This is a genomic window from Bradyrhizobium sp. TM102 (assembly GCF_009176685.1).
GTDB lineage: Bacteria > Pseudomonadota > Alphaproteobacteria > Rhizobiales > Xanthobacteraceae > Bradyrhizobium > Bradyrhizobium ottawaense.
The window spans coordinates 2,668,383-2,694,059 of sequence record NZ_AP021855.1 but is presented as its reverse complement, the minus strand read 5'-3'; the positions used below and the strand labels follow the sequence as shown (position 1 = coordinate 2,694,059).

Below are 25,677 nucleotides of genomic sequence, written 5' to 3'. Positions count from 1 at the left end.
GATCGGGGCCGGTGGCCCCACGGATAATTTTCAAGCAAAGAGCACTCCCGACAGTTTCGCGCAAGGGGCGCGGACGCGTCACCTGCGGTCGTAGGACCAGCCGAAAATGCCGCTCCGCCGCGTCTCCGGTTCCGGCTCGGCGGCCGGCGGAGGGGCTTCCTTCAGTTCCGCCCGCGGCGGCGGGGGCGGTGCCGGCAGGATCTCGCATGTCATGGAGTAGACCAGCTTGCCGTCGGCGGTACGCCCGATCGGGACACAGGGATCGGGATGTCCGGCCGCGGTCTTCGGCGCCAACTTGACTTGCGCGGCCGCCGGTGACGCCAACAGCAGCAGGACCAGCAGATATCTCGACATCGTTGTCGCCTGAAAGCTCGATTGGCCCATTGAACTGGATTGCCGCGGGCAAGTCCATCGGCACCGGAGGGCGCGATTGCCGAATATTTAGCCGGGCTGGGCCGGGCGACTTCGCAAGGGACTGCCGGCGCGCAAAGACGGGGCAAGCTCCATCGCTTCCCTCTCGTGTCCCGGACGCGATGCAGCGCGAAGCGCTGCTTCGCAGAGCCGGGACCCAGAAGGCGATAGGGCGCGATGCGGATGGATGTGCCCCGGCTCTGCAGCGCACCGCTTCCGGACGATGCTTCGCATCGCCGGGGACGCTGCGCTGCGTCCGGGGCACGAGAGCGGAGTGTGGCGCAGGCTGTGTCCACATGTCATTGCGACTCCAGTGCACATCCCAGCGGCGCTGCCGTAGGGTGGGCAAAGGCGCATAGCGCCGTGCCCACGATCTCCGTCCATAAGCAACAAGGCGTGGGCACGCTGCGCTTTGCCCACCCTACGAGATCGAGCTTGTGGCACGTAGCTCAGCTCGCAGACACGCCTCTTCGGCCTCGCGGCGCATTTCGCCCGAGCTTTGCTTCAACTCTCCACCCTCTAATCCAAGAGGGCGCAGGGAAGGCCGGGTGCCAGCTCGCACCCGCGGTCCGCTGCGCGAAAAGCACACGCAGAAAGAACCGCACAGCAGCATACAGGTGGTGCCGATCACTCGGCCTTCCCTGCGCAGTGGCTGGACGGCTTATGCCGTGATCTCCCGGGAGCCGACCATTCCTTCTGGCCTCCCTCACCCCGCGAATTGGATGATGCCGTCCGCCCGGTTGGGCTCGCTCGCACCTTCGCAGGACTTGACCGTAGCAACGACGGCCAGGACCACACGGTTTTGCCGTACGCGCGGCCCGCCATTTCGCCGCAGTTTTCCCGGGCCCCGTCGACGAAGCCGGAAACTTACAGACGAGACGAAGCCTAGCAGCGCCGCTCGTCTGCACGAAGCCTCGGACTCACAGGGACTACCCGCCCTGCCCGCGCCTCTCGTGCCGACGCTGCCGCGTCCACCGCAAGCCCGGCTCGCGATGCGTGACGACACATGATCGCCCCTCTTGGTGAACCGGGATGGGCAACACATACGCCGAAACCGAATTTCGGTAAAGTGGAATATTTTCGGCGACGAGGATTGACAGAGGGCGACACAGGCGCGGTCCCGTAGTGCGGATGGCGCCAACGGGTCGGCGCGAAGCGCCGCCCGATGACAGGCTCCGCGCAATCCGGGACGGTGCGAGACGCCGGGCGAGCGGCCCCGGATTACGCTTTCGCTCCACCGGGCTACAAGGATACCGACGCATCAAAAAAAGGGCGGCGCAAAGCACCGCCCTTTTCGCGCAACCCATTCCGGGCCGCGCTGAAAACAGCTGCTCAGTAGCCCGGATCGTAATAGAACGGACTGCCGCCGCCGTAATAACCCTGACCGCCATAATAGCCCTGACCGCCATAGTAGGGACGCGACCCATAATAATAGCGGTTCTCGTAGTAGTCGCGGCGCCGCTGCTCGGCGATCACCCCGCCGATGATACCCGCCGCGGCGCCCATGAAGGCGAGGCCTGCGGCGTTCGACCCGCGCCGATAATAGTGGCGACGCCGGGCTGCGCTGAAATCGGTGACGTCGGAGGAGCCCTGCCCTGCCGTGACGGGCTTCGCTGACACCGCCCCGGGGGACGCCGCAGCCGAGGGCGATGCGGAGGTTGCGACCAATGCCAGGCTTGCGAACGCGGCCAGCACCATGTTGCGGCCGGCTGCGGAAATCATGGGTCTCACAGTCATTTTGACCTTCCTATAATCTTGCCGATGCTCTTGCCAAACGTAGGGATCTGCAAACCGGATTCAATGCGCAAACCGTTGAGATGGTTTCATGTTCGCGGCAATCTGCCACGCTTTGAACGATTGTAAACCGAACGACCAACTCGCAGCTTGAACCATCGAACCTGAGCGGATAATGAACAGCCGCGCCGTTTTCCGGTCGCCGTAAGCGTTTCACGTGAACCAACGCATCAACCGACGCCGTCGGGATCGATGCCATTTGCAGGGTTCAACGTGACCGACGCGTCCTTTTCCAAGAGAAATCAGATGATTGTGGTTCGCAAACTGCCGGCGCGCTATGCGCCGATCGTGATGCCGTTCGTGCTGTCCATCCTCATGACCGCCGTGGTGTCGGTCATTTCGACGCTCCGGAGCTTAGGTGCGACGCCGGCGTTCCTCGCGACCTGGCCGGGCGCCTGGGCGTTGTCCTGGCTGGTCGCCTTTCCGACGCTGCTGCTGGTGCTGCCGATGGTGCGGCGGATCGTGACGCTCCTGGTCGCGGCTCCGCCCCAACCAGGCCGATAACCGGGAGCGAGCGCTTACGACAGCGCCCCGAGCACCCCGCGCGTCGCCTTGTCGATCTCCTCGACATAGCGGCGGCGGGCGAAGTTTTCGGTGAGGAAGCCGACCACCTTGCGGCTGTCGGTGGAATCCACCACCGCCAGCATCTCGGCTTCGGCCTCGTCGAACACCGCCATCGCCGACTTCACGTTCATTTCCGGGATCAGCACAATGTCGATCAGGCGGGCGAGCTCGATCACCTGAATGTCGTCGGCGATGGTGTCGAGGTCGCTGGAGAACAGGTCCGGCAGCAGGACCAAGCCTACATATTCGTCGGAATTGTTGACGATGACGATTCCGGGCCGCGATCCCAGCGCGAACTCGCGGCGGACGGCGGCGATCGTCGTGGTCGAGGGCACCTTGCCGACGTCGGAGCGCATCAGCCGCTCGACGGTGAGATTGCGCAGCCAGCCGACGTCATTGGCGCTGCGGATGGTCTCGCCGCGCAGATGCAGGCGCCAGGTCGAGAAGGAGTGGCCGAACATGAAGCGAACGCAGATCGAGGTGACGATGCAGCCGGCGAGCACCACGGCGGTGACGTCGACATTGCGGGTCATCTCGAGCACCAGGAACGACATGGTCAGGGGGCCGCCGACGATGGCGACACCGAGCGTCGCCATGCCCGTCAGCATCGCAACCAATGGATCGATGGCGAAGTTCGGGCTGATCAAGAGCAGCACCGCGGCAAAGAACTTTCCGATCAGGCTGCCGACGAACAGCGAGGCGAAGAACAGACCGCCGCGGAAGCCCGAGGCGAGCGAGACCAGGCAGGCTGTCACCTTTAGGGCGATGATCAGCGCGATCAGGCCGATCGTCATGTCGTGAAAGAGATCGAGCACCATGGCGCCATGGCCGGCCGCCAGCACCTGCGGCGTCACGATGGCGAAGCCGCCGACGATGAGGCCGCCGATCACCGGCCGGAGCCAGATCGGCAGCCAGGCGAACAGGCGCTCGAACATCGGCGAGGAGCGCATCACGGCGATGCCGACGCCGCTGGTGATGAGCGCAAGCCCGATCAGGGCCAGATATTGCTCGACGCCGACGGCGCTGACCTTGGGTATCTCCAGCGAGTATGGCGCGCCGCCGAGCCATTGCGCGGTGAGCGCGCCGGCGAGCGAGGCTGCCAGGATCGGGGCCGCGCTGCCGACCGAATAGACGCCGACGATCAACTCACAGGCGTAGAAGGCACCGGTGATCGGCGCGCCGAATGCCGCCGCGATCGCAGCCGCAGCGCCGCAGCCGACCATCAGGCGCAGATCGTTGCGGCGCAGATTGAAGAACTTGCCGAACAGCGAGGCGATCCCCGAGCCAATCTGGGTATAGCCGGCCTCGAGGCCGACCGAGGCGCCGCAGCCGTTGGAGATCAGCGTCTGGCTCGACACGATGACGCTGTCCCGCATCGACAGATTGCCGCCGCGCAGCGCGTTCGCCTCGATCGGGTCGACCGCGTTCGAAATCTTCATCCGACGCCGCGACCACTCCATGATGCCAAGCGAAAGCCCACCCAGCGCCGGCGCGATCAGTGCCGCCCACGGGCTGACGCTCGCGTGGGCCGACAAGTGGACATCGACGGGAATTCCATAGATCACCACGTGCGCGATCTGCGCGATATGCGCCATCAGCGTCACCACCGCCCCGGCCAGCGTGCCGATCACCAGCGCCAGCGGGATCAGATAGAACTCGTTGCTGCGCAACAGAGCGCGCAGCCGAACCATGACGCGGTTAGATCCCTTGCGATCGGTGAGATGTCTGATCCGCGCGAACACCGCCCGCCCTAACCTTCCGACAGGCCGTAGCCGGCCATGCGCTGGCGGACCCGTTCGATCTCCTCGCTGGGGAGCAGCGGCGGTTTCCCGATCTGGAGGCAGCCGTGATATTGCCGCGCCAGCGTTTCGACCTCGACGGCGAGCCACATCGCCTTGTCCAGCGTCTTGCCGATCGCGATCATGCCATGATGGTCCAGCAGGCAGGCAAGCCGCCCCTCCAGCGCCCGCACCGCATGTTCGGACAGCTCCACGGTTCCGAACGTCGCATAGGGCGCGCAGCGGATGCTGTCGCCGCCGGCCGCCGCGATCATGTAGTGCACCGGCGGAATCTCCATGCCCATGATCGCCAGGATGGTGCAATAGGTCGGATGGGCGTGCACGACGGCGTTGACGTCACCCCGTGACTTCAGGATGTCGCGATGAAAGCGCCATTCGCTCGACGGCTTCTGATCGGGCGCATGTGTGCCGTCCATGGCCATGAAGACGATCTGGTCCGGCGTCATGGCCTCATAGGGCACGCTGGTCGGCGTGACCAGGAGCCCGTCCACATGCCGGACAGAGATGTTGCCCGAGGTGCCCTGGTTGATGCCGAGCGCGTTCATGCGCCGGCAGGCGTCGATGATGGCCTGTCTCTTGGCGAGCTCTTCCGCTGTCGTCGACATCCCGATTTCCTGACGATGGGCTTGTTAGACCCGAAGTACGTCAAAGCAATATGGCAGTGCAAGCGAAAGCGGCCCGGATCCGATGCCACCTTGTCGCCCCTCCTGCCAAATCACCAAATGGACGGCAAAATCAACGAATTCACGGATTGTCGCAGCCCTATGGCAGGCTGGTCCTGACCGCCGCAATCCCGTTGATCACGAACTGCACGGAATAGGCGGCGAGCAGCATGCCGAGGACGCGCGAGAGCACGGCATTTCCAGTGCGGCCGAGGGTTTTCGCGATCAGGTGAGCCGAGACGAAGCACAGCATGCAGAGCAGGCAGACCGAGAGCACGACCGCGATGATCACCGCGAGCCTCGCCCCATAGCCGGCATCGCCCGAAAGCAGCAACGTGGTCGCAATCGCGCCGGGGCCGGCCATCATGGGGATGGCCAGGGGAAACACCGCGACATCGGAGGCGTGCTCGGACGTCGCCTTGTCGGCCTCGCGGGCCTCGCGATGCGGACGATCGCCGAAGATCATCTGGTAGGACACGCCGAACAGCAGCAGCCCGCCGGCGATCTGGAAGGCGGGGATGCCGATCCCGAGCTGGCGCAGCAGCCAGTTTCCGACCAGCGCGATCACCACCAGGATCGAGGCCGCGATCAGCGGTGCGCGCAATGCGATGGTTCGTTTGACCTTGTCGGGCATGCCGGCGGTCGCAGCGAGGAAGGCCGGCGCAAGGCCGACCGGATCGACAACCAGCAGCAGCGTCACGAAGGCGGACAGGGCGAAGTCGAGCATGTGCCGGTGGGGTCCTTGGACGCTGGAACGATGGCTTCCGGGCTGACTTAGCCCAGCAAAGCCGCTTTGGAAATCACTGGAGGCGACAATGAGCGACAGTGGAATCGGAATGCTTCTCGGCCAGCTCTCGGCCAACCTGCTCTGGCTCTGGTTCATCGGGGCCTTCGTGCTCGGCGGGGTCCTCGTCTATGGCGTGATGAAGGCCGGCCACCTCAGGCGCAGCGAGCGGGCGCAGCTCGATCGCAACACCGAGGCCCGACAGCGCCAGGAAGATCCCTACAAGCGCCCGACCTGAACGGTCGCCGCGCGCGCCGGTTGCAGTTTGGAACTTTCGTTCTCCAAACGGCTTTGATGGGCTGAGGATTGGGGAAGGAGATGCCTTCCCGTGTCACCTCAAGAGGAGGACATATGGCTAAACGAGCGAAGAAACGCGCACCCAAGAAGACCACAGCGCGCCGACCGCGTCAGGCGCCGAAGATGCTCAGCGACCTGTTTCTGGAGACGCTGAAGGACATCTATTTCGCCGAGAACAAGATCATCAAGACCCTGCCCAAAATGGCCAAGGCTGCAAACTCGAAAGAGCTCGCGGCCGCCTTCAACAAGCACCTGCGCGAGACCCAGGGCCAGGTCAAGCGTCTGGACCAGATCTTCAAGATGCTGGGCAAGCCTGCACGCGGCAAGCCCTGCGAGGCGATCAACGGCATTACCGATGAGGGCGCCGAGATCATGAAGGAGTTCAAGGGAGCGCCGGCGCTCGATGCGGGACTGCTCGCCGCCGCGCAGGCGGTCGAGCACTACGAGATCTCCCGCTATGGCACCTTGCGCACCTGGGCCGAGGAGCTCGGCATGCAGGACGCAGCAAGGCTGCTTCAGGCGACGCTGGACGAGGAAGAGGCGACCGATCATACGCTGACCGAGCTGGCCACCTCGGTGATCAACCTCGAGGCGGAAGAAGATTACCGCGCCGCGGCCTGACCCGCGCGCCAGCCGATGACGAAACGCCGCGGCCAGAGCCGCGGCGTTTGCTTTTTGGGCCAGAGCCGCGGCGTTTGATTTTTGGGCCGTAGCCGCGGCGCTTGCTTTTGCGATCGCACGATGGCGCATGGCACGTCAGCGCCACCGCACTGGATTTCCCGGGAACCAGCCCCATATGCAGGCTTTCCCACCCCTGAGCCCGCATCATGCAACCCAAAAATCCCCTCGACTGGATGCTGTCCGAAGCCCTGGACCAGCTGACGCGCGCCGAGCGGCTGCGCCAGCAGTTCGGCCGCCAGGAAGCCTGCTGGGAGCCGCCGATCGACGTGCTCGAAACCGAGCATGAGCTGCTGATCCTGGTCGCGCTTCCCGGCGTCAATCCGGACAATGTCGAGACGGTCATTCATGACGGCGTGCTCGTCGTCTCCGGCCAGCGCACGCTTCCGCCGGAGCTTCGCAACGCACGTATCCACCGGCTCGAACTGCCGCAGGGGCGTTTTGAGCGCCGCATTGCATTGCCCCTCGGCCGCTACGCCATCAGCCGCTTCGTGATGGACGGCTGCGTCGCGCTGCGCCTCGCCAAATCCTGAGGTCGATCATGGCCACCGAACAGATGAACAACGAACAGACCAATAACGACGTGAAGATCCCCGAAGACGCGCTGATCATCGTCGCCGTACGCGACATGGTGCTGTTTCCCGGCGCGATCGGGCCGATCGCGATCGCGCGGCCGAAATCGATCGCGGCGGCGCAGCAGGCGCTGCGCGAGCAGCGGCCGATCGGCATCGTCCTGCAGCGCAATCCCGAAGTCGATGATCCCACGCCGGACGACCTCTACCGGGTCGCGACCATCGCCAACATCGTGCGCTACATCACCGCGCCCGACGGCACCCATCACATCGTCTGCCAGGGCGTGCAGCGCGCGCGCATCCTCGACTTCCTGCCGGCGACGCCGTTCCCGGCTGCGCGCATCCAGCAGATTCCGGAGCCCACCACGACTTCGCCGGAGATCGAGGCGCGCGCGCTGAATCTGCAGCGCCAGGCGATCGAGGCGATCGAGCTGCTGCCGCAGGCGCCGCCTGAGCTCGCCGCGATGTTCCAGGGCACCACCGCGCCCGGCGCGCTGGCGGATCTGGCGACCTCGTTCATGGACATCAAGCCGCAGGACAAGCAGGAGGTGCTGGAGACCATCGACCTCGCCTTGCGCGTCGAGAAGGTGTCCAAGCATCTGGCCGAGCGGCTGGAGGTGCTGCGCATCAGCAATGAGATCGGCCAGAAGACACGCGCCAGCTTCGACGAGCGGCAGCGCGAGGCGATCCTGCGCGAGCAGATGGCGACCATCCAGCGCCAGCTTGGCGAAGGCGACGGCAAGGCGGCCGAGGTCGCCGAGCTGACGTCTGCCATCACCAAGGCCAACATGCCGCCGGAGGCGGACGCGCACGCCAGGAAGGAGCTGCGCCGCTACGAGCGCATGCCGGAGGCCGCCGGCGAAGCCGGCATGGTCCGTACCTATCTCGACTGGCTGATCGAGCTGCCCTGGGCGCTGCCCGCGGAGAAGCCGATCGACATCAAGGAGGCGCGAGCCATCCTCGACGCCGATCATTTCGGCCTGGAGAAGATCAAGGGCCGGATCATCGAATATCTGGCGGTGCGCAAGCTCGCCCCGCAGGGCAAGGCGCCGATCCTGTGCTTCGTCGGCCCGCCCGGCGTCGGCAAGACCTCGCTCGGCCAGTCCATCGCGCGTGCGATGGATCGCCCCTTCGTGCGCGTCAGCCTTGGCGGCGTGCATGACGAAGCCGAGATCCGCGGCCACCGCCGCACCTATATCGGCGCGCTGCCCGGCAACATCATCCAGGGCATCAAGAAGGCTGGCAGCCGCAACTGCGTCATGATGCTGGACGAGATCGACAAGATGGGCCGTGGCGTGCAGGGCGATCCGTCAGCGGCCATGCTGGAGGTGCTCGACCCCGAGCAGAACGGGACGTTCCGGGACAATTACCTCGGCGTGCCCTTCGACCTGTCGCGCGTGGTGTTCATCGCGACCGCCAACATGCTGGACCAGATCCCGGGTCCGCTCCTGGACCGCATGGAGCTGATCAGCCTTGCCGGCTACACCGAAGAGGAGAAGCTGGAGATCGCGAAGCGCTATCTGGTGCGGCGGCAGCTCGAGGCCAACGGTTTGACCGCCGAGCAGGCCGAGATCGAGCCGGAGGCGCTGAAGCTGGTGGTCAAGGGCTACACCCGCGAGGCCGGCGTGCGTAACCTCGAGCGCGAGATCGGCAAGCTGTTCCGCCATGCCGCGGTGCAGGTCGCCGAAGGCACGACTGCGAAGGTGGTGGTGACGCCGAAGGACATCGCCACCGTGCTCGGCCAGCCGCGCTTCGAAGGCGAGATCGCGCAGCGCACCAGCGTTCCGGGCGTGGCAACCGGCCTTGCCTGGACGCCTGTCGGCGGCGACATCCTGTTCATCGAGGCGTCCCGTGTGCCCGGCCGCGGCGGCATGATCCTGACCGGCCAGCTCGGCGAGGTCATGCGCGAGAGCGTGCAGGCTGCGCTGACGCTGGTGAAGAGCAAGGCCACGCAGCTCGGCATCGATCAGTCGGTGTTCGAGAAGAGCGACATCCACGTTCACGTTCCGGCGGGCGCAACCCCGAAGGACGGACCGAGCGCGGGCGTTGCGATGTTCACGGCGCTGACGTCCCTGCTCACCAACCGCACGGTGCGCAGCGACACCGCGATGACCGGCGAGATCTCGCTGCGCGGCCTGGTGCTGCCGGTCGGCGGCATCAAGGAGAAGGTGGTGGCGGCCGCGGCGGCGGGCCTGAAGCGGGTGATGCTGCCGGCGCGCAACAAGCGGGACTATGACGACATCCCGAAGAGCGCGCGGGACAACCTAGAATTCATCTGGCTGGAGCGCGTCGACGAAGCCATCGCCGCGGCCCTCGAGCCGGTCGATGCGAAGGTCGAAGCGGCGGAGTGAATGCGATGAAGAAACTGCTGGAGAAAGCGAAGAGTTCGCGGACAACGCAGCGGCTGCGCCAGTTGCTCGATCGCGCGATCGACCGGGTTCGCGATGGGCTGGCGGCGCCAGGACTAGGTTCAAGACCGCGGCTTCAACCCATTCCGGTCCGGGTGAAGCGCCGCAAGGGTTGAGCCCTCCGTCTCAGGCCCTCGCGGCTGCCCCAATCAAAAGGCCCCCTCCGACCGAGGGGGCCTTTGCGTTGTTAGCCCACGGCGTCCTTGGCCGCCTTGACCGGGCGGGCGCGGACGATCTTGCGGGCCGGCTTGGCCTTGAACATCATCTCTTCACCCGTGAACGGGTTGGTGCCCTTGCGCGCCTTGGTCGCGGGCTTCTTGATGACCACGAACTTGGCGAAGCCCGGCACCAGGAACAGGCCGTTCTTCTTGAGCTCCTTGTGACCGACGTCGGTCAGCGTCTCCATGACGTTCTTGACGTCGCGCTTGGAAAGCTCGGTGGCGGTCGCAATCTTTTCGATCAACTGCGATTTGGACATTTGGGTTGGCATCGTGTCTCCTCTGATTCGTTGCCGGTTGCATATTAGACCAACCGGCGAAGGCCTATAGCCTTCTGCACAGTTTTGTCGCGGTTTTACGGGCTTTTTTGGCCCTCAGCGGCAAAAAACCCTGCTTTTTAGCGACTTCCGGAGCGGGAGAAGCCTCAGGCAGCGGATTTTACCTTGTTTCAAAGGCCCGCACGCAACCTTGCTAAAGCTGATTCGCCGCTTTCGACAAGCGACGAGGTGCCTCTTTGTGCGCGGAGGAGTGCGTTTCGCCCTAGAAAATAAGGCTAGATCGTCGCGTTGTGGCGTCTCACCTGCTCCCTCACCTATTGCCGCAGGGGCGCGGCGAGCTTCGCTCCCGCTAGATGCGCTCGATGATGATGGCCGGCGCCATGCCGCCGGCGGCGCACATGGTGACGAGACCACGCTTGAGGTCGCGCCGTTCGAGCTCGTCGAGCACGGTGCCGATCAGGATCGAGCCGGTGGCACCGATGGGATGGCCGAGCGCGATCGAGCCGCCGTTGACGTTGACCTTGGCGCGATCGAGCTTGAGGTCGCGGATGTATTTTTCCGCCACCACCGCGAACGCCTCGTTGATCTCGAACAGGTCGATGTCGTCGACGGTCAGCCCCGCCTTCGCCAGCACCTTGCGCGTCGCCGGCACCGGCGCGTTCAGCATCAGGGTCGGGGAGTCCCCCATGTTGGCCATCGCGACGACACGGGCGCGGGCTTTGAGGCCGTGCGCCCTGGCGTAGGCGGGCGAGGCCAAGAGGATCGCGGCGGCGCCGTCGACGACACCGGAGGAGTTGCCGGCGTGGTGCATGAAGTCGATCTCGAGATCAGGATATTTCTGCAGGATCAGGCCGCGATAGGTCGTGCCCTTGTCGTCCAGCGCGTAGTCGGCAATCGCCGGAAAGGCCGGCTTCAGGCTGCCGAGGCCCTCCATCGTCGTCTGCGGCCGCGGATATTCCTCGTGGTCGAGCGCAAGGCTGCCGTCCTCGCGGTGAACCGGCACGAGGCTCTTCTTGAAGTGGCCGTTCGCGATTGCGTGCGCGGCGCGCTTCTGGCTCTCGAGCCCGAGCGCGTCGACGTCCCTTCGCGTGATGCCTTCGAGCGTCGCGATCGCATCCGCGCAGACGCCCTGATGCGATTGCGGATGCCGCGCGCGCAGGCGCAGATTGCCAGAGTCCATCATCATCGGGCCGCCGCCGCGGCGTCCTTCCATCGACATCATCTCGCAGCCGCCGGCGATGACGAGGTCTTCCGCGCCCGCCATGATCGAGGATGCCGCCATGCTGACGCTGGTGATGCCGCTTCCGCAGAACCGGTCCAGCGTCACGGCGCTGGCGCGCACGTCATAGCCGGCATCGAGCGCCGACATCCGCCCGAGATCGCCGCTTTGGGTCGCGACCTGCGCGCTGCAGCCCCAGACGATGTCATCGACATCGGCGGTGTCGATGCCGGTGCGGTCCGCAAGCGCGCGCAGCACGGTGGCACCGAGCTGCTGCGGATGAATGCCCGAAAGCGCGCCCTTGCCGGCCTTGCCGACGCCGCGCGGGGTCCGGCAGGCATCGATGATGAGTGCATCGGTCATTGGCGTTGTCCTCTTGTTGTGGATTGTTGAGAGGCGTTTTCAATCAGGGGGAGATGGGAGTCAATGCGCGGCATTCCTTCGCCTCTCCCCGCGTGCGGGGAGAGGTCGGATTTTACGCGCAGCGGAAAATTCGGGTGAGGGGGAGCTTCAACAAGGACGCTGGCAGATGGACTCGCGGATAGAGCCCCTCACCCCTGCCCTCTCAGCGCGAGCGAAGCTCGTCGCGACCCCGTAAGAACAGGGAGAGGGAGAAGAGCTACGCACCCGCCGCGTTCTTCGCGATCACGTTGCGATAGAAGCTGGCGCTGAGTTTCGGCGTGCGGACCTGGGTGTCGAAATTGACGTGGTACAGCCCGAAACGCTTGTTCAGCCCATATACCCACTCGAAATTGTCCATCAGGCTCCAGAGGAAATAGCCGCGCACCGGCACGCCTTCGGCGGTGGCGCGCTGGAGCTGGGCGAGATAGTTGCGCAGGTACATGATGCGGTCGGTGTCGTAGATCTTGCCGTCCGGCGTGACGACGTCATCGCCGGAGGCACCGTTCTCGCTGATGTAGATCGCATCCGTCTTCCAGATCTTTGCCGCCAGCTTCGGCACCCAATAGAGCGTCTCCGGCCCGACGCGCAGCCAGTCCGAGTTCATGCGCGGGAACGATTTCGGGATCGGCAGCGGCATGAAGCCCGCGCCCTGGTCGGAGGCCACCACATAGTTCTGCGGCGCGTAGATGTTGAGGCCGAGGAAATCGACCGGCGAGGAGATGATCTTCAGCTCCGCATCGGTATATTTCGGCGCGTTGGGGCCGGCGAATTTCAGGAAGGCGTCGGTGTAGCGGCCCGTCATGATGACGTTGAGATAGCCGGCATTCATCTCGCGCAGTGCGATCTCCGCGGCACGGACGTTCTCCGGCGTGTCGATCGCGGGCGCGCAGGCATCGATGTTCTCGGCCGGCCCCACTCGGGTGCCGCGGCGGCCATGGGCGCGCACCGCCTGCACCGCGAGCCCGTGCGCGAGCGCGCTGTTGTGCCTGATCTGGTTGACCTCGGCCTGCGGCAGCGTCACGCCCGGCGCGTCGATGCCGATGCCGTAGCCGAAATACACGAAGCGGCCGCTCTCGTTCAGCGTGAACACGTTTTTGACACGGTCAGTCAGATGCTCGGCGACATAGGCGGCGTAGTCGCCGAAGATCTTGCAGGTTTCCGTCGAACGCCAGCCGCCGAAGCGATCCTGCAGCGATTGCGGCAGATCCCAGTGATACAGCGTCAGCCACGGCTCGATGCCGTTCTTCAAGAGCTCGTCGACGAGACGATTGTAGAAGTCGAGCCCCTTCGGGTTGGGCTTGCCGTCGCCGTCCGGAAACAGCCGCGGCCAGGCCACCGAGAAGCGATAGGCCTTGCAGCCGAGCGCCTTGATGAGCGCGATATCCTCCTTGTAGCGGTGATAATGCTCATTGGCGCGGTCACCATTGGTGCCGTCCTCGATCTTGCCGGGGATGCGCACGAACTTGTCCCAGATCGAGGCCCCTCGCCCGTCCTCGTTGACCGCACCCTCGACCTGATAGGACGAGGTCGCCGTGCCCCAGACAAAGCCCGCCGGAAAACCGCTGCCGCCGCGCGGCGGCGATGCCGGCCTGGCCTCGGCGAGATCAAGCGGATTTGTCACCCCGGCTGCGGACAACCCCGCGAGCTTCGCAAACCGGCGACGCGAGACCTTGTCCGACATTGATGCTGCTCCGCTTCTCTTGGTTTTCGGCCCGGCACAATGAACAGTTCGAGGCCATTTGAGAAGCGCGTCCGGGAGGACCCAGATCCAGCAAACGTAGACGGTGCGGCAGGCACAATGCCGTCACTTTTCGGCGTCGGATGAATATTTTTCGGCTACAGAGGGGCGGCTTTAGGGCCGACCTGCTCCGATTGCGCTGACCACGACCTGCATGAGCCACGCGATGCCGGCGTCTCTCATCGCCGCCTTGGTTGCGATCGCCCGGATCGCATCCGGTTTACGCGCAAAAGGCAGCTCGACGAACACCAAGCCGAAACGGCCGGCGTGGTGCTCCACCAATCGGCGCGGCAATGCCGCGATCAGATCAGATCCTGAAAGCTGGACGAGCGCCATCATGAAATTCGGGACGGTCAAGGCGATGCGGCGCTCGAGGCCGCGCTTTGCCAACATCTGATCGACGAAACCGCGCGCTTCACCACTGAGAGACACCAGCAGATGCTGTGACTGCGAGAATGCAGCACGGGTGGGCGCTTTCGCGAGGGGATGTCCCTTGCGCATGGCCAGCACGAAATCCTCGTCGTAGAGCCTGCGCGCCTCGAATCGCGGCGATACCGTCGGCAGCGGCAGCATTGCGACGTCGAGCTCGCGTCTTTCGAGCATATCGAGGCTTTGGTGCCAGGGCTCCCCGATCGCGCCGCCGCGCGGCGCAGGCATCAGGTGGATCAGGGCGAGGTCGATATGGGGGGCCGCAGTCGCGATCGATCGCAGGAGCTGAACGGATGTCGAGGCCAGGACGGCATCGGGGGCGCCAATCGTGAACCGGCGGCGGCTCTTCGCGGGGTCGAACGGTGCAGCCGAGCCGATCAGCTGTTCGATGCGCGCGATGATCTCGGTCACGGGCTCCTCGAGCTCCAAGGCCCGGGCCGTTGGAACGACGCCCTTCGGCGTCCGCAGAAACAGCGGGTCGTTCAGCAAGAGACGGAGCCGGCCAAGCGCATGGCTGACAGCCGACGGCGTCAGGCTCAGCCGGCCTGCAGCACGCGCGACATGACGTTCTTCCAGAACCACACGGAAGAGCACGAGGAGATTCAGGTCGATCCTGGATAGATCAATTTGGTTCAGCATGATGCTGAAATCATATCGCTGGATTCATCAAGTTCAAGGTCTCATGGATGGGGGCATTCGTCGTTCGATCAGGAGAGGCGAGATGACCAAGAGACCGCCCGGTGTGAACAATTGGCCAGACCCGCAGGAGAAGATGTCGCGGCGCTCGATGATGGCCGCCACGGCTGCAATTCCGCTGTCCGTTCAGCTTTCGGCCGACGCGGCCGCCGGGAACGACGCCATAGCCAGCCTCATCGAACGTGCCCGCGCGAAAAATGCCGCGTTCATGCGTGGCGACATGGATCGCTGGCTCCAGCTCGTCCGCGTCGCGCCGGATTTCACGTTGATGCAGCCGTTCGGCGGGCCTGCCAGTCGCGGATTCGACGCCAGCCCCAAGCGCCTGGCCGACCTATCGCGATACTTCAGGGAAGGCGAAACCGAGCTCGAGGTCTTGCAAACCCATGCATCGGACGCGCTCGTCGTTCTCGCAATGATCGAACACCAGCGGGCCGAAGTGGGCGGTTTGCCGGCCCAAGACTGGTCGTTGCGCGTGACCGAGGTCTACCGCAAGGATGGCACGGATTGGCAACTCGTGCACCGTCATGCGGATCCCCTGGTCCGAAGCATCACCCTGCAACAAGCCGCGATACTCGCCCGGGGCTGGCCGGAGGACAAATGATGTCCCTCGCCTCGCTGGAGCAGCCGGTCAGCTGGCCCCTGACGTCACGCATCGCGATACGAAATTTTCAGCGCGAGCGCTTCGGCAGCTTTGGCAGCTTGTCGGGATTGAATGCCGGGAACTGCTCGGTTCGCTCACTTGCCTGCGGCTGCTGTTCGGTCAGAATGAGCGTGCCCTTGAGGATCATTCCCGGCACTTGTTGTGCCGTCGCGGTGTAAGTCGCGATCTTGCCGGGACAGTTTCCCTCGATATCCAGGGTGAGCTCGTCTTCCACGCCGAAGACCGTTGCACGTCCGTCGGTATGACGCTTCGTTGATACGGTGGCGGTGAAGCGATCTCCATCGACCTGGCACGAGCCATGATACGTCATCAGGCTGTCGCGGCCCCAGATCTGTCCGTCTGCGACATGGACGATCCCGGTCCCCTGGTCGAGCGGCGTCTTGTACCACGCCGCATATGTCCCGTCCTTCAACATGGGAGCAGTCTCCCTGGCATTCCCGCACAACAATCCGCATGATAGCGCTAAGAAACCGTTAATCACGCGGCCCGTGCCAATCCGGCCTTTCCTTGCGCAGCTCGGCTTCAAGCTCCTCGACGATGCCGTGAAGCAGGCACGCGGCAAGTGGATCCGTCACCTCCCGTTCCAAGCGCCGATAACGCGCGATCTGGCATTCCTGCTCTCTCAACTGGTGCTCTGTCATCAGACGGGCCCTCCAGCGAATCGACGCGCAGACAGCCGAGCGGTTTCGTTAAAATTTTCGGATCATTTGCCATGGTTTCTGAACGGTAAAGGACAATCGGGCGGTCTGTCCGCGCAGGCCTCGAGAGAAAGCCCGGTCATGCACCCTTCCCCGCTCGACCTTCCATCGCGCGACTGATGAGTCTGTCGGAGGCCCCCATCAGTGCGGCCGCATAGGACGGCTCCGTGGACGACGGGCTCGCCAGGATCGCGTCCGCCTTGTTATTGAACATCGCACCGCTGCGGCCGTTGAGATCGCGCGACACCAGGAGCGGAACCAACCGCTCGGCATAAGCATCCGGCTCGACCATCATGAAGCTGGTCAGCCATTCCACGACGGCGAACAGCGCGCGCGACCCGAGCAGATTGGCGCGGATGTTGGTCTTGACGAAACCGGGGTTGAGGCCGAACACGTCGACGTCGGGAAAGCGGCCGGCCGCCTCGATGACGAGCACTTCGTTTCCGGCCACGGTGTTCGAATGTGCGGCGAACCGTTTGTAGCTTCGTTCCGAGTTCAGGTCGTCGACATTCGCCCTCTGCTCCGTCCCCGGAAATCCCATGACGAACATGCGGGGCCTCAGGTCGGCCCCGGCGCGGTTCCTTGCCAAGTCGCGGAGCAATCTCGTTGAGGATGACGCGGCGGCTCAGATAGCTCACGGCAAGGTCGCGCTCGATGCCTTCGCCCGTCACCTCGCGTTTGGGGCCTGCATGATGCCGGTCGTGAAGACAACGATGTCCATCTTGCCGGCGGGCAGCGCGCTTCCGATGCGGCGCGCATCCCGCATCGAGCTCAGATCTGCCTTCATGAACGTGATGCGCGGCATATCCTGGTCGCGGAAGGTCTGACCGACGACCAGGACATTCGCGCCCCTGGCTGCGAGTTGATGGCTGAATGCCCGACCGATCCCGCCGGTGCCGCCGATCACCGCGACATTCAGTCCATCGAGCCGGAGGCTTTCGAGCGACGGTAGAGTCACGTTCAGGCTCTTGTCCAATTCCACGCGTTTCACTTCAGGTGCCTTCCGCAAGCATTGATGAAAATGAGCGCTCTGCGCCGCGGTCGCAGCACAGAGCCGATGAATGTGATGACCGCCCGTCCTCAGACGGCGGCAGCCGCGTCCCATGCGGGATAGTCGGTGTACCCGCTTGCATCACCGCCGAAGAACGTCCTGCGGTCGGCCTCGTTCAGCGGCGCACCGGATTTCAGGCGGGTCAGAAAATCGGGATTCGCCAGGATCATCTGGCCGTATGCTTCCAGATCGGCCAGCCCCGCGGCGACGTCGGAACCGATACGATCGCGCGGACGGCCCGGCCTGTTCACGATCAGCTTGCCGCGCCACAGTCTGCGGAGGTCGGCGAGCAGGTGATCGTCGCCCTGATGCATGATGTGAAGGTAGGCGAGCGAAAGCTTGTCGAGCTCAGCGACCAGATGGCGATAGAGGTCCGGTCCTTCGGCGCCTTCGTCGATGCCCCACATCGTGATGCCTGGAGACAGGCGGATCGCCGTCTTGTCCGCGCCGATCTCCGCGGCGATGGCCGCCGCAACCTCGACGGCGAAACGCGCGCGATTTTCGATCGAGCCGCCATAGGCGTCGGTCCGGGTGTTCGCGCTCGGCGCAATGAACTGCTGGACCAGATAGCCGTTCGCGCCATGGATCTCGACGCCGTCCGCGCCCGCCGCGATGGCGTGACGCGCGGCATCGCGGAAGTCGCCGACGGTCCGGCGCACTTCGTCGATCGCGAGCGACCGGGGCTGCGGGATATCCTGCATGCCCTTCGGCGTGAACATCGGCGTATCGGGCGCGATCGCGGACGGGGCCACGCCCGGCCGGTGATGCGGCGTGTTGTCGGGATGCGACATGCGTCCGGCATGCATGAGCTGGATGAAGATATGGCCCCCCTTGGCGTGCACGGCGTCGGTGACCTTGCGCCAACCGGCGACATGCGCGGGCGTGTAGATGCCCGGCGTGGTCATGTAGCCCTGCCCGTCATCGGACGGCTGGGTGCCCTCGGTGACGATCAGGCCGACGCCGGCGCGCTGCGCGTAATATTCGGCGGCGAGGCCGCCGGGAACGCCGTTGGCATCGGCGCGCGAGCGCGTCATGGGCGCCATGACCAGGCGGTTCGGAAGTTCAAGTCCGCCGACGCGGACGGGACTGAAGAGTGAATTCACGGCGAGTTCCTTCTCGATGATGCAGAGAAGGGAGATGGAGCTTCCAGCCAATGGAATAAATGCCATATAATGGAACAGATTGATCCACATATGGGATAATTCGATGGAGCTGTTGAACGACATGGCGCTCTTCGTCGAGGTCGTGAAGGCCAGGAGCTTCCGGGGCGCCGCGGCGATCCTCGACATGCCCAACTCCACCCTGTCGCGACGGATCGGCCTCCTGGAGAAGGAAATCGGGCTTCGCCTGCTGAACCGGACGACGCGCAGGATCGAATTGACCGAAGCCGGCCAGCTTTATTTCGAGCGCTGCAAGCGCATCGTCGACGAAGCGCGCCTGGCGCACGAGCAACTCGGCGAGATGCTGGCGCGGCCGAGCGGACTGCTGCGCGTCTCACTGCCGGTGGATTTCGCCAACACCTATCTGGCGCCGTTGATCACCGAATTCGCACGGCAATATCCCGGCATCGATTTCGAGTTCGACCTGACGCCGCGGCGCGTCGATCTGGTCTCCGAGCCCTACGACCTGGCGATCCGCGTCGGAGAATCCGAGGCCTCCCATATGATCGCGCGGCCGCTCGCTCGCCTGCACGGCCATCTCTACGCCTCGCCGCGCTATCTCGAAGAGAACGGCGAGCCGAACGAACCGGCGGACCTCGCGCACCATCAATGTCTCTGCCAGACCAGGGTGGGCAGCTGGACGCTGCAAAACGGAACGCAAACGGTCGAAGCCGGCGTCAGCGGCCGTTTCCACCTCAACAGCATCGGCATGCTCCGCCGCCTGGCGACGCTCGACATGGGCATCACGTTCATGCCGCAAGAGATCGTCGCCGATGAAGTCGCAGCCGGCCGACTACGCCGTATCATGCCGCAATGGCAGGGCTTGCCGATGACCATCTACGCGGTCACCGAAACCCGGCTGCTCCCCGCCAAGACGCAACGCTTCATCGAATTCCTGAGAGAACGGCTGAGCCGGGACTAAGATCCGGTTCGCGCCAACTCCCGGTTTGTCAGTCGCAGAGCGCGGCCTGCAAGCTGTCGGCGCTTCCCAAGCCGAAGGATTGGCAGCGAAAACGGCTTGCCTTTAGGAGACCAGACGAAGCCAGACGTCTCTGCTTGCCAGCGTGCCATTCGGCGTGGCGATTTCCATGTCCACGACGTGCAGGGAGCCGGGCTCGTCTGCGTAGATGTACCTGAGGTGCCACATGAGACCGAGGTCTGGTGAAATGACAAAATCGTCCAATCCGTCGGTGATATCTCGAACGGCCTCGCGATGCGTCAATGGCGCAGAAAACATCGCATCGATCAGGTCGGCCAGGCTCATGCCCTCGACGAGCATGAGGCGGGCGACCTCATCGCCGTAAACATGTCGGAGCGCTGAAACGATAGCAGCGACGGCACCCGGATTTTTCAACGACACGGCAAAGCGAGCCTCCGGGCGCATGATGCCGGAGGCAGGACATTCTACGCAAGCCGTCCGCCCGAGGCGGCGGGGAACTCTCTGCCCCGGCGCGGCCGGCTGCGCCTTCGCGCCTAGAACGTCACCCGCATGCCCGCGTAGAACGCGCGTGGCCTCGCCGGGCTCAGCGAGCGCGGATCGGTGAAGTCGTTGCCGCCGTTGGTGAAGTTGGGCAAGGCTCCCGTGTCGAAGAACTGGCCGTAGGTCGCGTAGCGCTTGTCGAAGATGTTGTCGACCTTGCCATAGAGCTGGATGTTCTTCGCCACCTGGTAGGACGTATGGAGATTGAACACGGTATAGGACGGCAGTTTCGCGAACTGGTTCGACTCGTCGCCGACCAGGTACTGGCTGGAGACGAACAGCGCGTTGCCGCCGACCTTCCAGACGTCGGTCACGGCATAGTCGATGCCGACCTTGATGCGGTGGCGCGGGATGGCGGGGAGCTGGTTGCCGGGCCTGACCTGGATGGTCTCGCTGGCCGGGTCGGCGAACGGGCTTTCGGAGCCGAGTTCCAGCGGATCGAGGAAGCGCGCGTCGACGAAGGCGTAGCTTGCCTGGAACTGGAGCGTCGGCGACTTGATGTTGACCTCGGCCTCGAGGCCCTGCCGGCGGGTCCGGCCGACATTGGAGAAATAGCCGAAGCCGGTCCGTCCGACCACGGGCACCGCGACGATGTCGTCATAATTGGTGGCGCGGAAGCCGCCGATCTTCCAGCCGAGGGTGCCGATGTTCAGCTCCTTGGTGCCGCGCAGGCCTGCCTCCACGGTCTTGGACACGACCTGCTTGAGCGGCGGATCGGAAACCAGAAACGCCGCGATGAGACAGGGGCGGGCTGGATCGGAGCAGCCGAGTTCGAGCGGCGTCGGCACGCGGTTGGCCTCGGAATAGCCGGCATAGGCAGTCAGCCCCGGCGTGATCTTGTAGGTGCCGCCGATCACCGGGTTGAAGCGGGTGAAGGTATGATCGCCGTTGAGATCAGTCCCGAGCTGATCCTCCAGGCTGATGCGCGCCACGTTGAAGCGGCCGCCGCCGGTGACGGCGAAGGCATCCGTGACGTTGAACGTGTCCATCGCATACAGGCCGTTATATTGGTTGACGGTCCGCAGCGAGACGGGACCGGCAATTGTTTCCGGCTGACCGGTCGGCCCCAGGAAGAGGCCGCTACCGCTGACGACGTAGTTTTCTCCGATCGAGCCGATCTCGGCGGTGGCGTTGTAGCGCGTGACGCTGGCGTCATAGGTCGTGCCCATCACGAAGCGGTTGTCGTGCCCGAACAGTTGATCGGTGTTGGTGGCCTGCCCTGATACGCCGAAGGTGGTCGAACGGATCGTGCTCCGGTCGATCTCGCCGAGGATGGTTCCGAGCGGATAGGGATTGACGAGCTGCGCGCCATTGGTGCCGTTGGCCGGCGTCGCATCGTCACCGAAGCACAACAGGCCCAGAACGGCGCATTCCTGCACATCGGTCGGATTGCCGTCGACGAGCTTCTGCTCGTACCTGCGCACATGCGCGGTGCCTTCGAGCGTCCAGGTCGGCGTCGGATCGGCCTTTCCGGTCAGGTTGAGATAGCCGACGCGGTTGGACGTGGTCTGCGGCGTGGTGTAGGTCGCGCCCCAATATTTGTCGAGCAGTTCGGCCGGAACGGTGGCGCTGGCGCCGAAATCGTTCTTGGCGACGCCCATATTGGCGTGGAATTCGCTGTCGCCGGCCTTGTAGCCGACATCGCCGTAGAAGCGCCGCACCGTTGATTGCGAGAAATTGCGGAAGCCATTGTCGCGCAGGCCTTCGAGCGCGGCATAGACGCCGTAGTTCTTGTCGACCTGCTTGCCCCATTGCGCCGAGCCCTGGACGCGGCCGAACGAGCCGCCCATGACGTCGATCTCGGCGCCCTGATAGGTGAAGCCGTCCTTCATTTGCAGGTTGATGGCGCCGCCGAGCGCGTTGAGGCCGAAGGCGGGATTGTTGGTCACCAGCGTCACCGACCTGATCGCGGCGGTGGGGATCAGGTCCCAATTGACCGCGTCCGAGAAGGCCTCGTTGATGCGGACGCCGTTCTGATACACCGCAAGGCCTTGCGGCGTGCCGGTCACGGGCGAAGCGACAAAGCCACGGAATTCGACATCCGGCTGGAACGGATTGCCGGTGACCTCGGTGATGTTGACGCCGGCGATGTTGTCGCGCAGCGCGTCGGTGACGTTCAGCGAACCGGTGCGCTTGATCTGGCTGGCATCGACGGCGTTGATCGCCGACGGGACCTTGTCGACATCGAGGCCTCTGCCGATGCCCGGCGAGGTCGGGTAGACATAAAGCCGTGTCTTCGGCGCGGCGGACGACGCTGCCCCGATGCGCGCGACGGGTCGCGTCGGCGCGGTACGCCTCGCCACCGACGGCGGCGGTGCCGCCACTTCGACCGGCGGCAGATTCTGGACGTTGGTCTCCTCGTCTTGCGCGGCCCCGGCGGGGCCCGCCAAAACCACCCCGGACACCAGACCGGTCGACACCGAGGCCATCAACAAACGACGCTTGAACGAAAGAACCTTGCCCATCCCCGCCTTCCCATCCGTGACCACCGGCTGTTTTGATTTTCGCCGATTGGTTGAGACGAAGTGTAATCAGCGGCCGGTCGCACGCCAGCCACAAAAGATCGGGCGCTATCCGCTCCCGTTTTCCCGACCAAATCGGGAATTTTTCCCGATCACCTCGGGAGAGCGATCAGGCGGCCGCGGTCGGAACCAGCGCTTCCACGGTCAAACCGCTATCGCCGGAGACGACGTTGAGCGTGCCGCCCAGCGCCAGAATCCGCTCACGCATGCCGACGAGGCCGAAGCCGAGCTTCTGGCCCGGCTCCATGCCGCGGCCATTGTCGCTGACCCGCACCCGCGCGCAGCAGCGGCCGTCCTGCGCCATCTGCTGCGCCGGCTCGATGACGACATTGACCGAGGTCGCGCCGGCGTGGCGGAACACATTGGTGAGCGCCTCCTGCACGATGCGGTAGATGGTGAGGTCGGCGGTCTCGCCGGTGGTGCCCAGCGCGGGCGAGATCGTGGTCTCGATGGCGACGTCGGGATGCGATTCCCGCCACAGCCGCGACAGCGATTCGAGCGCCTGGCGCAGCCCGAGCTCGGCGAGGCCGACGGGGCGGAGGCGCTCCAGCACGCGGCGGTTGAACTGCTGCAGCGCGTTGATCTGCTCCAGCATGGCGCTGCCATGTTTTCGCACCGCCTCCGCATTCGGGACGCGTCCATCCGCCTGCTTCGCCAGGGCGCCGGCATGCGCCCGCAGCGAGAACAGATACGGCCCGAACTCGTCGTGGAGCTCGCGCGCGATCTCCTTGCGCTCGATGTCCTGGAGCGACACCGCCCGCTCGGCGAGGCGCCGCTTGTCCTCGACCGCCTCACCGAGGGTTGCGGCAAGGTGGTTGAGCTTGGTGCAGATTGCGGCGAGCTCCGGCGCGCCGCCCGGTGCGACGCGCGCCTCGTAATGTCCGCCTTCGAGCTTCCCCATTGCCTCCGCCAGCGACTGGAGTGGCGCCAGCGCCCGGCCAACCACTTTCATCATCAGGAAAAACAGTGCCAGCGCGATCGCCGTGCCGACCTCGAGCTGAGTCACGATGCCGTCCCAGATCTCCGCGATCTCGTCATCGGGATGCGAGGTGATCAGGAGCGAGCCGGGCTTGCCGCGGATCGAGACCGGCACGCTCACCGCGGTCTGCTCGGGATGGACCAGGCTGACGAACCAGGCCGGCGGCCCGCGCGTGTCGGCGTCAGTGTCAAGCCGGGGCGGCGTCTGCGCATTGCCGCCGGTGTCCCGAAGCGTGATGCTGACATGGCGCAGGCGGCTGAGGTCGCGCGCGATCTGGTTCAGCCTGGCATCCGGATCGGGCGCCTCGTTGAGATCGGCCACGATCATCTCGATGAATTCGCGCGCGAGCCGGATCACGCTCTGGTCCTCGGCCTGCACGCGGGGACCTGCCTCGGCGACCTGGCGGCCGATATTCACGGCGAGCCCCAGCGCCAGCAGCAGCGCCAGCAAGAGGTTGATGCGCCCGCGCAAGGATAGATTTTGCCACATTGGTGTCGCCCGTGCCTCGCGAAGCCTCGCCCGCCGCTGTCCGATGACGTTGACAGCGGCGAAGCGCCCGATATCTAATCGGAAGCGTACAGCAATCCCGGCCGGGCGCGAAACAGGCCGACGCTGTCACAAGGAAACGCCGATGCGCATTCTGATCGTCGACGATCATCCCATTGTCGCCTCCGGCTGCCGTGCCGTGCTGGCCGACGAGGGCGAGATCGAGATTTTGGAGGCCGCCGACGCCGAGGACGGCGAGTGCGTCTTCATCGTCGAACGCCCCGACCTCTGCATCATCGACATCAATTTGCCGACCGTCTCCGGCTTCGAGCTCGCGCGCCGCATCCTCGAGCGCGCGCCCGAGGCCCGCATCATCATGTTCAGCATGAACGACGACCCGGCCTTTGCCGCGCGCGCGATCGAATGCGGCGCCAAGGGCTACGTCTCCAAGACCGGCGATCCTGATGACCTCGTCGAGGCGATTCGCGCCGTCGGCGGCGGCGGCACGTACCTGCCGAGCGCGATCGCGCGCAGCATCGCCTTTGCGGGGCCGACGCTGGCGCAAAGCCCGCTGTCCAAGCTGAATGCGCGCGAGATGGAGATCCTGCGGCTGCTCAGCGCCGGCAAGAGCCTGTCCGAGATCGCCTGGCTGGTGCAGTCGTCCTACAAGACGGTCGCCAACACCTCGTCGATCATGCGCCAGAAGCTCGGGGTGAAGACCTCGGTCGAGCTGGTGCGGCTGGCGATCGACAGCGGTGTTGCCTGACGCAGGCAGCTGCCACAAATTCGGTCACACAAGCGTTGCAATATTGTTGTGGTGAGATGCCACGGAGTGAAGGCATGACGATTCAGACTGTTTCGACCAACAAATCCTACGGCGGCGTGCAGGGCGTGTATCGCCATGCGAGCCAGGCGACCGGAACCGACATGGTGTTCTCGGTCTATGTTCCTCCGCATGCCGACGGCGCCAAGCTGCCGGTGGTCTGGTATCTGTCCGGGCTCACCTGCACCCATGCCAACGTCACCGAGAAGGGCGAATTCCGCAAAGCCTGCGCCGAGCTCGGCCTGATCTTCGTCGCGCCCGACACCTCACCGCGCGGCGCCGACGTGCCGGGCGACGCCAACAATGCCTATGATTTCGGCTTAGGGGCCGGCTTCTATGTCGACGCCACGCAGGAGCCGTTCGCGCGCAACTATCGGATGTGGAGCTACGTCACGGACGAATTGCCCAAGCTCATCGCGGGAAATTTTCCCGTCGACGCCAAACGGCAATCGATCATGGGCCATTCGATGGGCGGCCACGGCGCGCTGACGGTGGCGCTGCGCAACCCGCACCGCTATCGCGCCGCGAGCGCCTTCGCGCCGATCGTGGCGCCCTCGCTCGTGCCCTGGGGCACCAAGGCGCTGACCGGCTATCTCGGGCCGAACAAGGACGCCTGGCGCGGCCACGACACGGTGGCGCTGATCGAGGATGGCGCGAAGTTTTCGGGCTTCCTGGTCGACGTCGGCGAGGCCGACAATTTCCTCAAAGAACAGCTGAAGCCCGAGCTGCTCGAAGCCGCCTGCAGCAAGGCGGGCATCCCGCTGACGCTGCGGCGTCAGGCGGGCTACGACCACAGCTATTATTTCATCTCGACCTTCATGGGCGATCATCTGCACTGGCATGCGGAGAAGCTGAAGGGGTGATGTCT

At 64.8% G+C, this 25,677-nt stretch carries 27 protein-coding genes and 1 pseudogene; 10 read left to right on the top strand and 18 right to left on the bottom strand.

Annotated elements, in window-relative coordinates; translation table 11 throughout:
• Positions 1-78: 78 nt before the first annotated feature.
• Both GDN70_RS12660 and GDN70_RS12645 read right to left on the bottom strand, forming a co-directional pair.
• Positions 79-354 (bottom strand): hypothetical protein, encoded by a 276-nt coding sequence (locus GDN70_RS12660; RefSeq protein ID WP_028142663.1) that lies wholly within the window; start codon positions 352-354, stop codon positions 79-81.
• 1,389 nt (positions 355-1,743) lie between these two features.
• Complete coding sequence (locus GDN70_RS12645) at positions 1,744-2,148, bottom strand: hypothetical protein (RefSeq protein ID WP_028142664.1); 405 nt, start codon at positions 2,146-2,148, stop codon at positions 1,744-1,746.
• 303 nt (positions 2,149-2,451) lie between these two features.
• Here GDN70_RS12645 and GDN70_RS12640 point away from each other — a divergent pair, with 303 nt between their 5' ends.
• Positions 2,452-2,709: a DUF2798 domain-containing protein gene (locus GDN70_RS12640; RefSeq protein ID WP_038949196.1), complete on the top strand. Its 258-nt coding sequence runs from the start codon at positions 2,452-2,454 to the stop codon at positions 2,707-2,709.
• Positions 2,710-2,723: 14 nt separating this feature from the next.
• Here the strand turns inward: GDN70_RS12640 and GDN70_RS12635 are convergent, their stop codons facing one another.
• From GDN70_RS12635 to GDN70_RS12625, 3 genes are all read right to left on the bottom strand, one after another.
• Positions 2,724-4,511, bottom strand: a complete 1,788-nt coding sequence (locus tag GDN70_RS12635) for a chloride channel protein (protein ID WP_028142665.1) — start codon at positions 4,509-4,511, stop codon at positions 2,724-2,726.
• A gap of 8 nt (positions 4,512-4,519) precedes the next feature.
• On the bottom strand, positions 4,520-5,173 hold the full coding sequence (locus tag GDN70_RS12630) for an L-fuculose-phosphate aldolase (RefSeq protein ID WP_028142666.1): 654 nt from the start codon (positions 5,171-5,173) through the stop codon (positions 4,520-4,522).
• Between the two features lie 157 nt (positions 5,174-5,330).
• Positions 5,331-5,957 (bottom strand): MarC family protein, encoded by a 627-nt coding sequence (locus GDN70_RS12625; RefSeq protein ID WP_028142667.1) that lies wholly within the window; start codon positions 5,955-5,957, stop codon positions 5,331-5,333.
• Between the two features lie 88 nt (positions 5,958-6,045).
• Here GDN70_RS12625 and GDN70_RS12620 point away from each other — a divergent pair, with 88 nt between their 5' ends.
• The 5 genes from GDN70_RS12620 to GDN70_RS34910 all read left to right on the top strand — a co-directional run bounded on the left by GDN70_RS12620 (position 6,046) and on the right by GDN70_RS34910 (position 10,085).
• On the top strand, positions 6,046-6,252 hold the full coding sequence (locus GDN70_RS12620; RefSeq protein ID WP_018320686.1) for a hypothetical protein: 207 nt from the start codon (positions 6,046-6,048) through the stop codon (positions 6,250-6,252).
• Between the two features lie 113 nt (positions 6,253-6,365).
• Entirely contained in the window at positions 6,366-6,932 is a 567-nt protein-coding gene (locus tag GDN70_RS12615) for a ferritin-like domain-containing protein (protein WP_028142668.1), read from the top strand.
• A gap of 206 nt (positions 6,933-7,138) precedes the next feature.
• Positions 7,139-7,522 carry an Hsp20/alpha crystallin family protein gene (locus tag GDN70_RS12610; RefSeq protein WP_028142669.1) on the top strand — a complete coding sequence of 128 codons (384 nt, stop codon included), beginning with the start codon at positions 7,139-7,141 and terminating at the stop codon, positions 7,520-7,522.
• Between the two features lie 8 nt (positions 7,523-7,530).
• Entirely contained in the window at positions 7,531-9,912 is a 2,382-nt protein-coding gene (gene lon, locus GDN70_RS12605; RefSeq protein WP_152102590.1) for an endopeptidase La, read from the top strand.
• A 5-nt stretch (positions 9,913-9,917) separates the two neighbouring features.
• A complete protein-coding gene (locus GDN70_RS34910; protein ID WP_162832254.1) occupies positions 9,918-10,085 on the top strand; it encodes a hypothetical protein in 168 nt (55 codons plus the stop codon).
• 71 nt (positions 10,086-10,156) lie between these two features.
• Here the strand turns inward: GDN70_RS34910 and GDN70_RS12600 are convergent, their stop codons facing one another.
• The 5 genes and pseudogenes from GDN70_RS12600 to GDN70_RS35790 form a co-directional block, all read right to left on the bottom strand.
• The gene (locus tag GDN70_RS12600; protein WP_018320691.1) at positions 10,157-10,459 is read right to left on the bottom strand and encodes an HU family DNA-binding protein; all 303 of its coding nucleotides are present in this window, start codon (positions 10,457-10,459) and stop codon (positions 10,157-10,159) included.
• A gap of 355 nt (positions 10,460-10,814) precedes the next feature.
• Positions 10,815-12,047, bottom strand: a complete 1,233-nt coding sequence (locus tag GDN70_RS12595) for an acetyl-CoA C-acetyltransferase (RefSeq protein WP_152102589.1) — start codon at positions 12,045-12,047, stop codon at positions 10,815-10,817.
• A 256-nt stretch (positions 12,048-12,303) separates the two neighbouring features.
• Positions 12,304-13,767: a GH1 family beta-glucosidase gene (locus GDN70_RS12590; protein ID WP_173015793.1), complete on the bottom strand. Its 1,464-nt coding sequence runs from the start codon at positions 13,765-13,767 to the stop codon at positions 12,304-12,306.
• A gap of 171 nt (positions 13,768-13,938) precedes the next feature.
• The gene (locus GDN70_RS12585; RefSeq protein WP_333913138.1) at positions 13,939-14,664 is read right to left on the bottom strand and encodes a LysR substrate-binding domain-containing protein; all 726 of its coding nucleotides are present in this window, start codon (positions 14,662-14,664) and stop codon (positions 13,939-13,941) included.
• Between the two features lie 78 nt (positions 14,665-14,742).
• Positions 14,743-14,892 (bottom strand): annotated as a pseudogene (locus tag GDN70_RS35790) (LysR family transcriptional regulator); the annotation flags it as partial.
• Positions 14,893-14,974: 82 nt separating this feature from the next.
• Between GDN70_RS35790 and GDN70_RS12580 the strand changes: the two are divergent.
• Positions 14,975-15,550, top strand: coding sequence for a nuclear transport factor 2 family protein (locus tag GDN70_RS12580; RefSeq protein ID WP_152102586.1), 576 nt, complete (start codon positions 14,975-14,977; stop codon positions 15,548-15,550).
• Between the two features lie 67 nt (positions 15,551-15,617).
• On the opposite strand, the gene GDN70_RS12575 is transcribed toward GDN70_RS12580, so the two are convergent.
• From GDN70_RS12575 to GDN70_RS12565, 5 genes are all read right to left on the bottom strand, one after another.
• On the bottom strand, positions 15,618-16,025 hold the full coding sequence (locus tag GDN70_RS12575) for a hypothetical protein (RefSeq protein WP_038973576.1): 408 nt from the start codon (positions 16,023-16,025) through the stop codon (positions 15,618-15,620).
• A 58-nt stretch (positions 16,026-16,083) separates the two neighbouring features.
• A complete protein-coding gene (locus GDN70_RS34905; RefSeq protein ID WP_162832255.1) occupies positions 16,084-16,251 on the bottom strand; it encodes a hypothetical protein in 168 nt (55 codons plus the stop codon).
• Positions 16,252-16,387: 136 nt separating this feature from the next.
• On the bottom strand, positions 16,388-16,858 hold the full coding sequence (locus GDN70_RS35375) for a hypothetical protein (protein ID WP_197742274.1): 471 nt from the start codon (positions 16,856-16,858) through the stop codon (positions 16,388-16,390).
• A gap of 117 nt (positions 16,859-16,975) precedes the next feature.
• Positions 16,976-17,299 (bottom strand): SDR family NAD(P)-dependent oxidoreductase, encoded by a 324-nt coding sequence (locus GDN70_RS35370; protein ID WP_197742273.1) that lies wholly within the window; start codon positions 17,297-17,299, stop codon positions 16,976-16,978.
• Positions 17,300-17,388: 89 nt separating this feature from the next.
• Entirely contained in the window at positions 17,389-18,402 is a 1,014-nt protein-coding gene (locus GDN70_RS12565; RefSeq protein WP_371731595.1) for an alkene reductase, read from the bottom strand.
• A gap of 163 nt (positions 18,403-18,565) precedes the next feature.
• Here GDN70_RS12565 and GDN70_RS12560 point away from each other — a divergent pair, with 163 nt between their 5' ends.
• On the top strand, positions 18,566-19,441 hold the full coding sequence (locus GDN70_RS12560) for a LysR family transcriptional regulator (RefSeq protein ID WP_038973577.1): 876 nt from the start codon (positions 18,566-18,568) through the stop codon (positions 19,439-19,441).
• Between the two features lie 102 nt (positions 19,442-19,543).
• On the opposite strand, the gene GDN70_RS12555 is transcribed toward GDN70_RS12560, so the two are convergent.
• The 3 genes from GDN70_RS12555 to GDN70_RS12545 form a co-directional block, all read right to left on the bottom strand.
• Complete coding sequence (locus GDN70_RS12555; protein WP_038949203.1) at positions 19,544-19,903, bottom strand: hypothetical protein; 360 nt, start codon at positions 19,901-19,903, stop codon at positions 19,544-19,546.
• A gap of 89 nt (positions 19,904-19,992) precedes the next feature.
• Positions 19,993-22,464: a TonB-dependent receptor gene (locus GDN70_RS12550; protein WP_173015792.1), complete on the bottom strand. Its 2,472-nt coding sequence runs from the start codon at positions 22,462-22,464 to the stop codon at positions 19,993-19,995.
• 166 nt (positions 22,465-22,630) lie between these two features.
• The gene (locus GDN70_RS12545) at positions 22,631-23,989 is read right to left on the bottom strand and encodes a histidine kinase (RefSeq protein ID WP_173015791.1); all 1,359 of its coding nucleotides are present in this window, start codon (positions 23,987-23,989) and stop codon (positions 22,631-22,633) included.
• A 142-nt stretch (positions 23,990-24,131) separates the two neighbouring features.
• Here GDN70_RS12545 and GDN70_RS12540 point away from each other — a divergent pair, with 142 nt between their 5' ends.
• Positions 24,132-24,752 (top strand): response regulator transcription factor, encoded by a 621-nt coding sequence (locus tag GDN70_RS12540; protein ID WP_018320706.1) that lies wholly within the window; start codon positions 24,132-24,134, stop codon positions 24,750-24,752.
• 74 nt (positions 24,753-24,826) lie between these two features.
• Positions 24,827-25,672: an S-formylglutathione hydrolase gene (gene fghA / locus GDN70_RS12535; RefSeq protein ID WP_028142683.1), complete on the top strand. Its 846-nt coding sequence runs from the start codon at positions 24,827-24,829 to the stop codon at positions 25,670-25,672.
• Positions 25,673-25,677 lie beyond the last annotated feature (5 nt).

Excerpts from the sequence above, each read along its gene's own strand:
- GDN70_RS12660 (WP_028142663.1), bottom strand. The coding sequence starts at position 354 with ATGTCGAGATATCTGCTGGTCCTGCTGCTGTTGGCGTCACCGGCGGCC.
- GDN70_RS12645 (WP_028142664.1), bottom strand. The coding sequence starts at position 2,148 with ATGACTGTGAGACCCATGATTTCCGCAGCCGGCCGCAACATGGTGCTG.
- GDN70_RS12640 (WP_038949196.1), top strand. The coding sequence starts at position 2,452 with ATGATTGTGGTTCGCAAACTGCCGGCGCGCTATGCGCCGATCGTGATG.
- GDN70_RS12630 (WP_028142666.1), bottom strand. The coding sequence starts at position 5,173 with ATGTCGACGACAGCGGAAGAGCTCGCCAAGAGACAGGCCATCATCGAC.
- GDN70_RS12625 (WP_028142667.1), bottom strand. The coding sequence starts at position 5,957 with ATGCTCGACTTCGCCCTGTCCGCCTTCGTGACGCTGCTGCTGGTTGTC.
- GDN70_RS12620 (WP_018320686.1), top strand. The coding sequence starts at position 6,046 with ATGAGCGACAGTGGAATCGGAATGCTTCTCGGCCAGCTCTCGGCCAAC.
- GDN70_RS12615 (WP_028142668.1), top strand. The coding sequence starts at position 6,366 with ATGGCTAAACGAGCGAAGAAACGCGCACCCAAGAAGACCACAGCGCGC.
- GDN70_RS12610 (WP_028142669.1), top strand. The coding sequence starts at position 7,139 with ATGCAACCCAAAAATCCCCTCGACTGGATGCTGTCCGAAGCCCTGGAC.
- lon (WP_152102590.1), top strand. The coding sequence starts at position 7,531 with ATGGCCACCGAACAGATGAACAACGAACAGACCAATAACGACGTGAAG.
- GDN70_RS34910 (WP_162832254.1), top strand. The coding sequence starts at position 9,918 with ATGAAGAAACTGCTGGAGAAAGCGAAGAGTTCGCGGACAACGCAGCGG.
- GDN70_RS12600 (WP_018320691.1), bottom strand. The coding sequence starts at position 10,459 with ATGCCAACCCAAATGTCCAAATCGCAGTTGATCGAAAAGATTGCGACC.
- GDN70_RS12595 (WP_152102589.1), bottom strand. The coding sequence starts at position 12,047 with ATGACCGATGCACTCATCATCGATGCCTGCCGGACCCCGCGCGGCGTC.
- GDN70_RS12590 (WP_173015793.1), bottom strand. The coding sequence starts at position 13,767 with ATGTCGGACAAGGTCTCGCGTCGCCGGTTTGCGAAGCTCGCGGGGTTG.
- GDN70_RS12580 (WP_152102586.1), top strand. The coding sequence starts at position 14,975 with ATGACCAAGAGACCGCCCGGTGTGAACAATTGGCCAGACCCGCAGGAG.
- GDN70_RS12575 (WP_038973576.1), bottom strand. The coding sequence starts at position 16,025 with ATGTTGAAGGACGGGACATATGCGGCGTGGTACAAGACGCCGCTCGAC.
- GDN70_RS34905 (WP_162832255.1), bottom strand. The coding sequence starts at position 16,251 with ATGACAGAGCACCAGTTGAGAGAGCAGGAATGCCAGATCGCGCGTTAT.
- GDN70_RS35375 (WP_197742274.1), bottom strand. The coding sequence starts at position 16,858 with ATGTTCGTCATGGGATTTCCGGGGACGGAGCAGAGGGCGAATGTCGAC.
- GDN70_RS12565 (WP_371731595.1), bottom strand. The coding sequence starts at position 18,402 with ATGGCGCCCATGACGCGCTCGCGCGCCGATGCCAACGGCGTTCCCGGC.
- GDN70_RS12560 (WP_038973577.1), top strand. The coding sequence starts at position 18,566 with ATGGAGCTGTTGAACGACATGGCGCTCTTCGTCGAGGTCGTGAAGGCC.
- GDN70_RS12555 (WP_038949203.1), bottom strand. The coding sequence starts at position 19,903 with ATGCGCCCGGAGGCTCGCTTTGCCGTGTCGTTGAAAAATCCGGGTGCC.
- GDN70_RS12550 (WP_173015792.1), bottom strand. The coding sequence starts at position 22,464 with ATGGGCAAGGTTCTTTCGTTCAAGCGTCGTTTGTTGATGGCCTCGGTG.
- GDN70_RS12545 (WP_173015791.1), bottom strand. The coding sequence starts at position 23,989 with ATGTGGCAAAATCTATCCTTGCGCGGGCGCATCAACCTCTTGCTGGCG.
- GDN70_RS12540 (WP_018320706.1), top strand. The coding sequence starts at position 24,132 with ATGCGCATTCTGATCGTCGACGATCATCCCATTGTCGCCTCCGGCTGC.
- fghA (WP_028142683.1), top strand. The coding sequence starts at position 24,827 with ATGACGATTCAGACTGTTTCGACCAACAAATCCTACGGCGGCGTGCAG.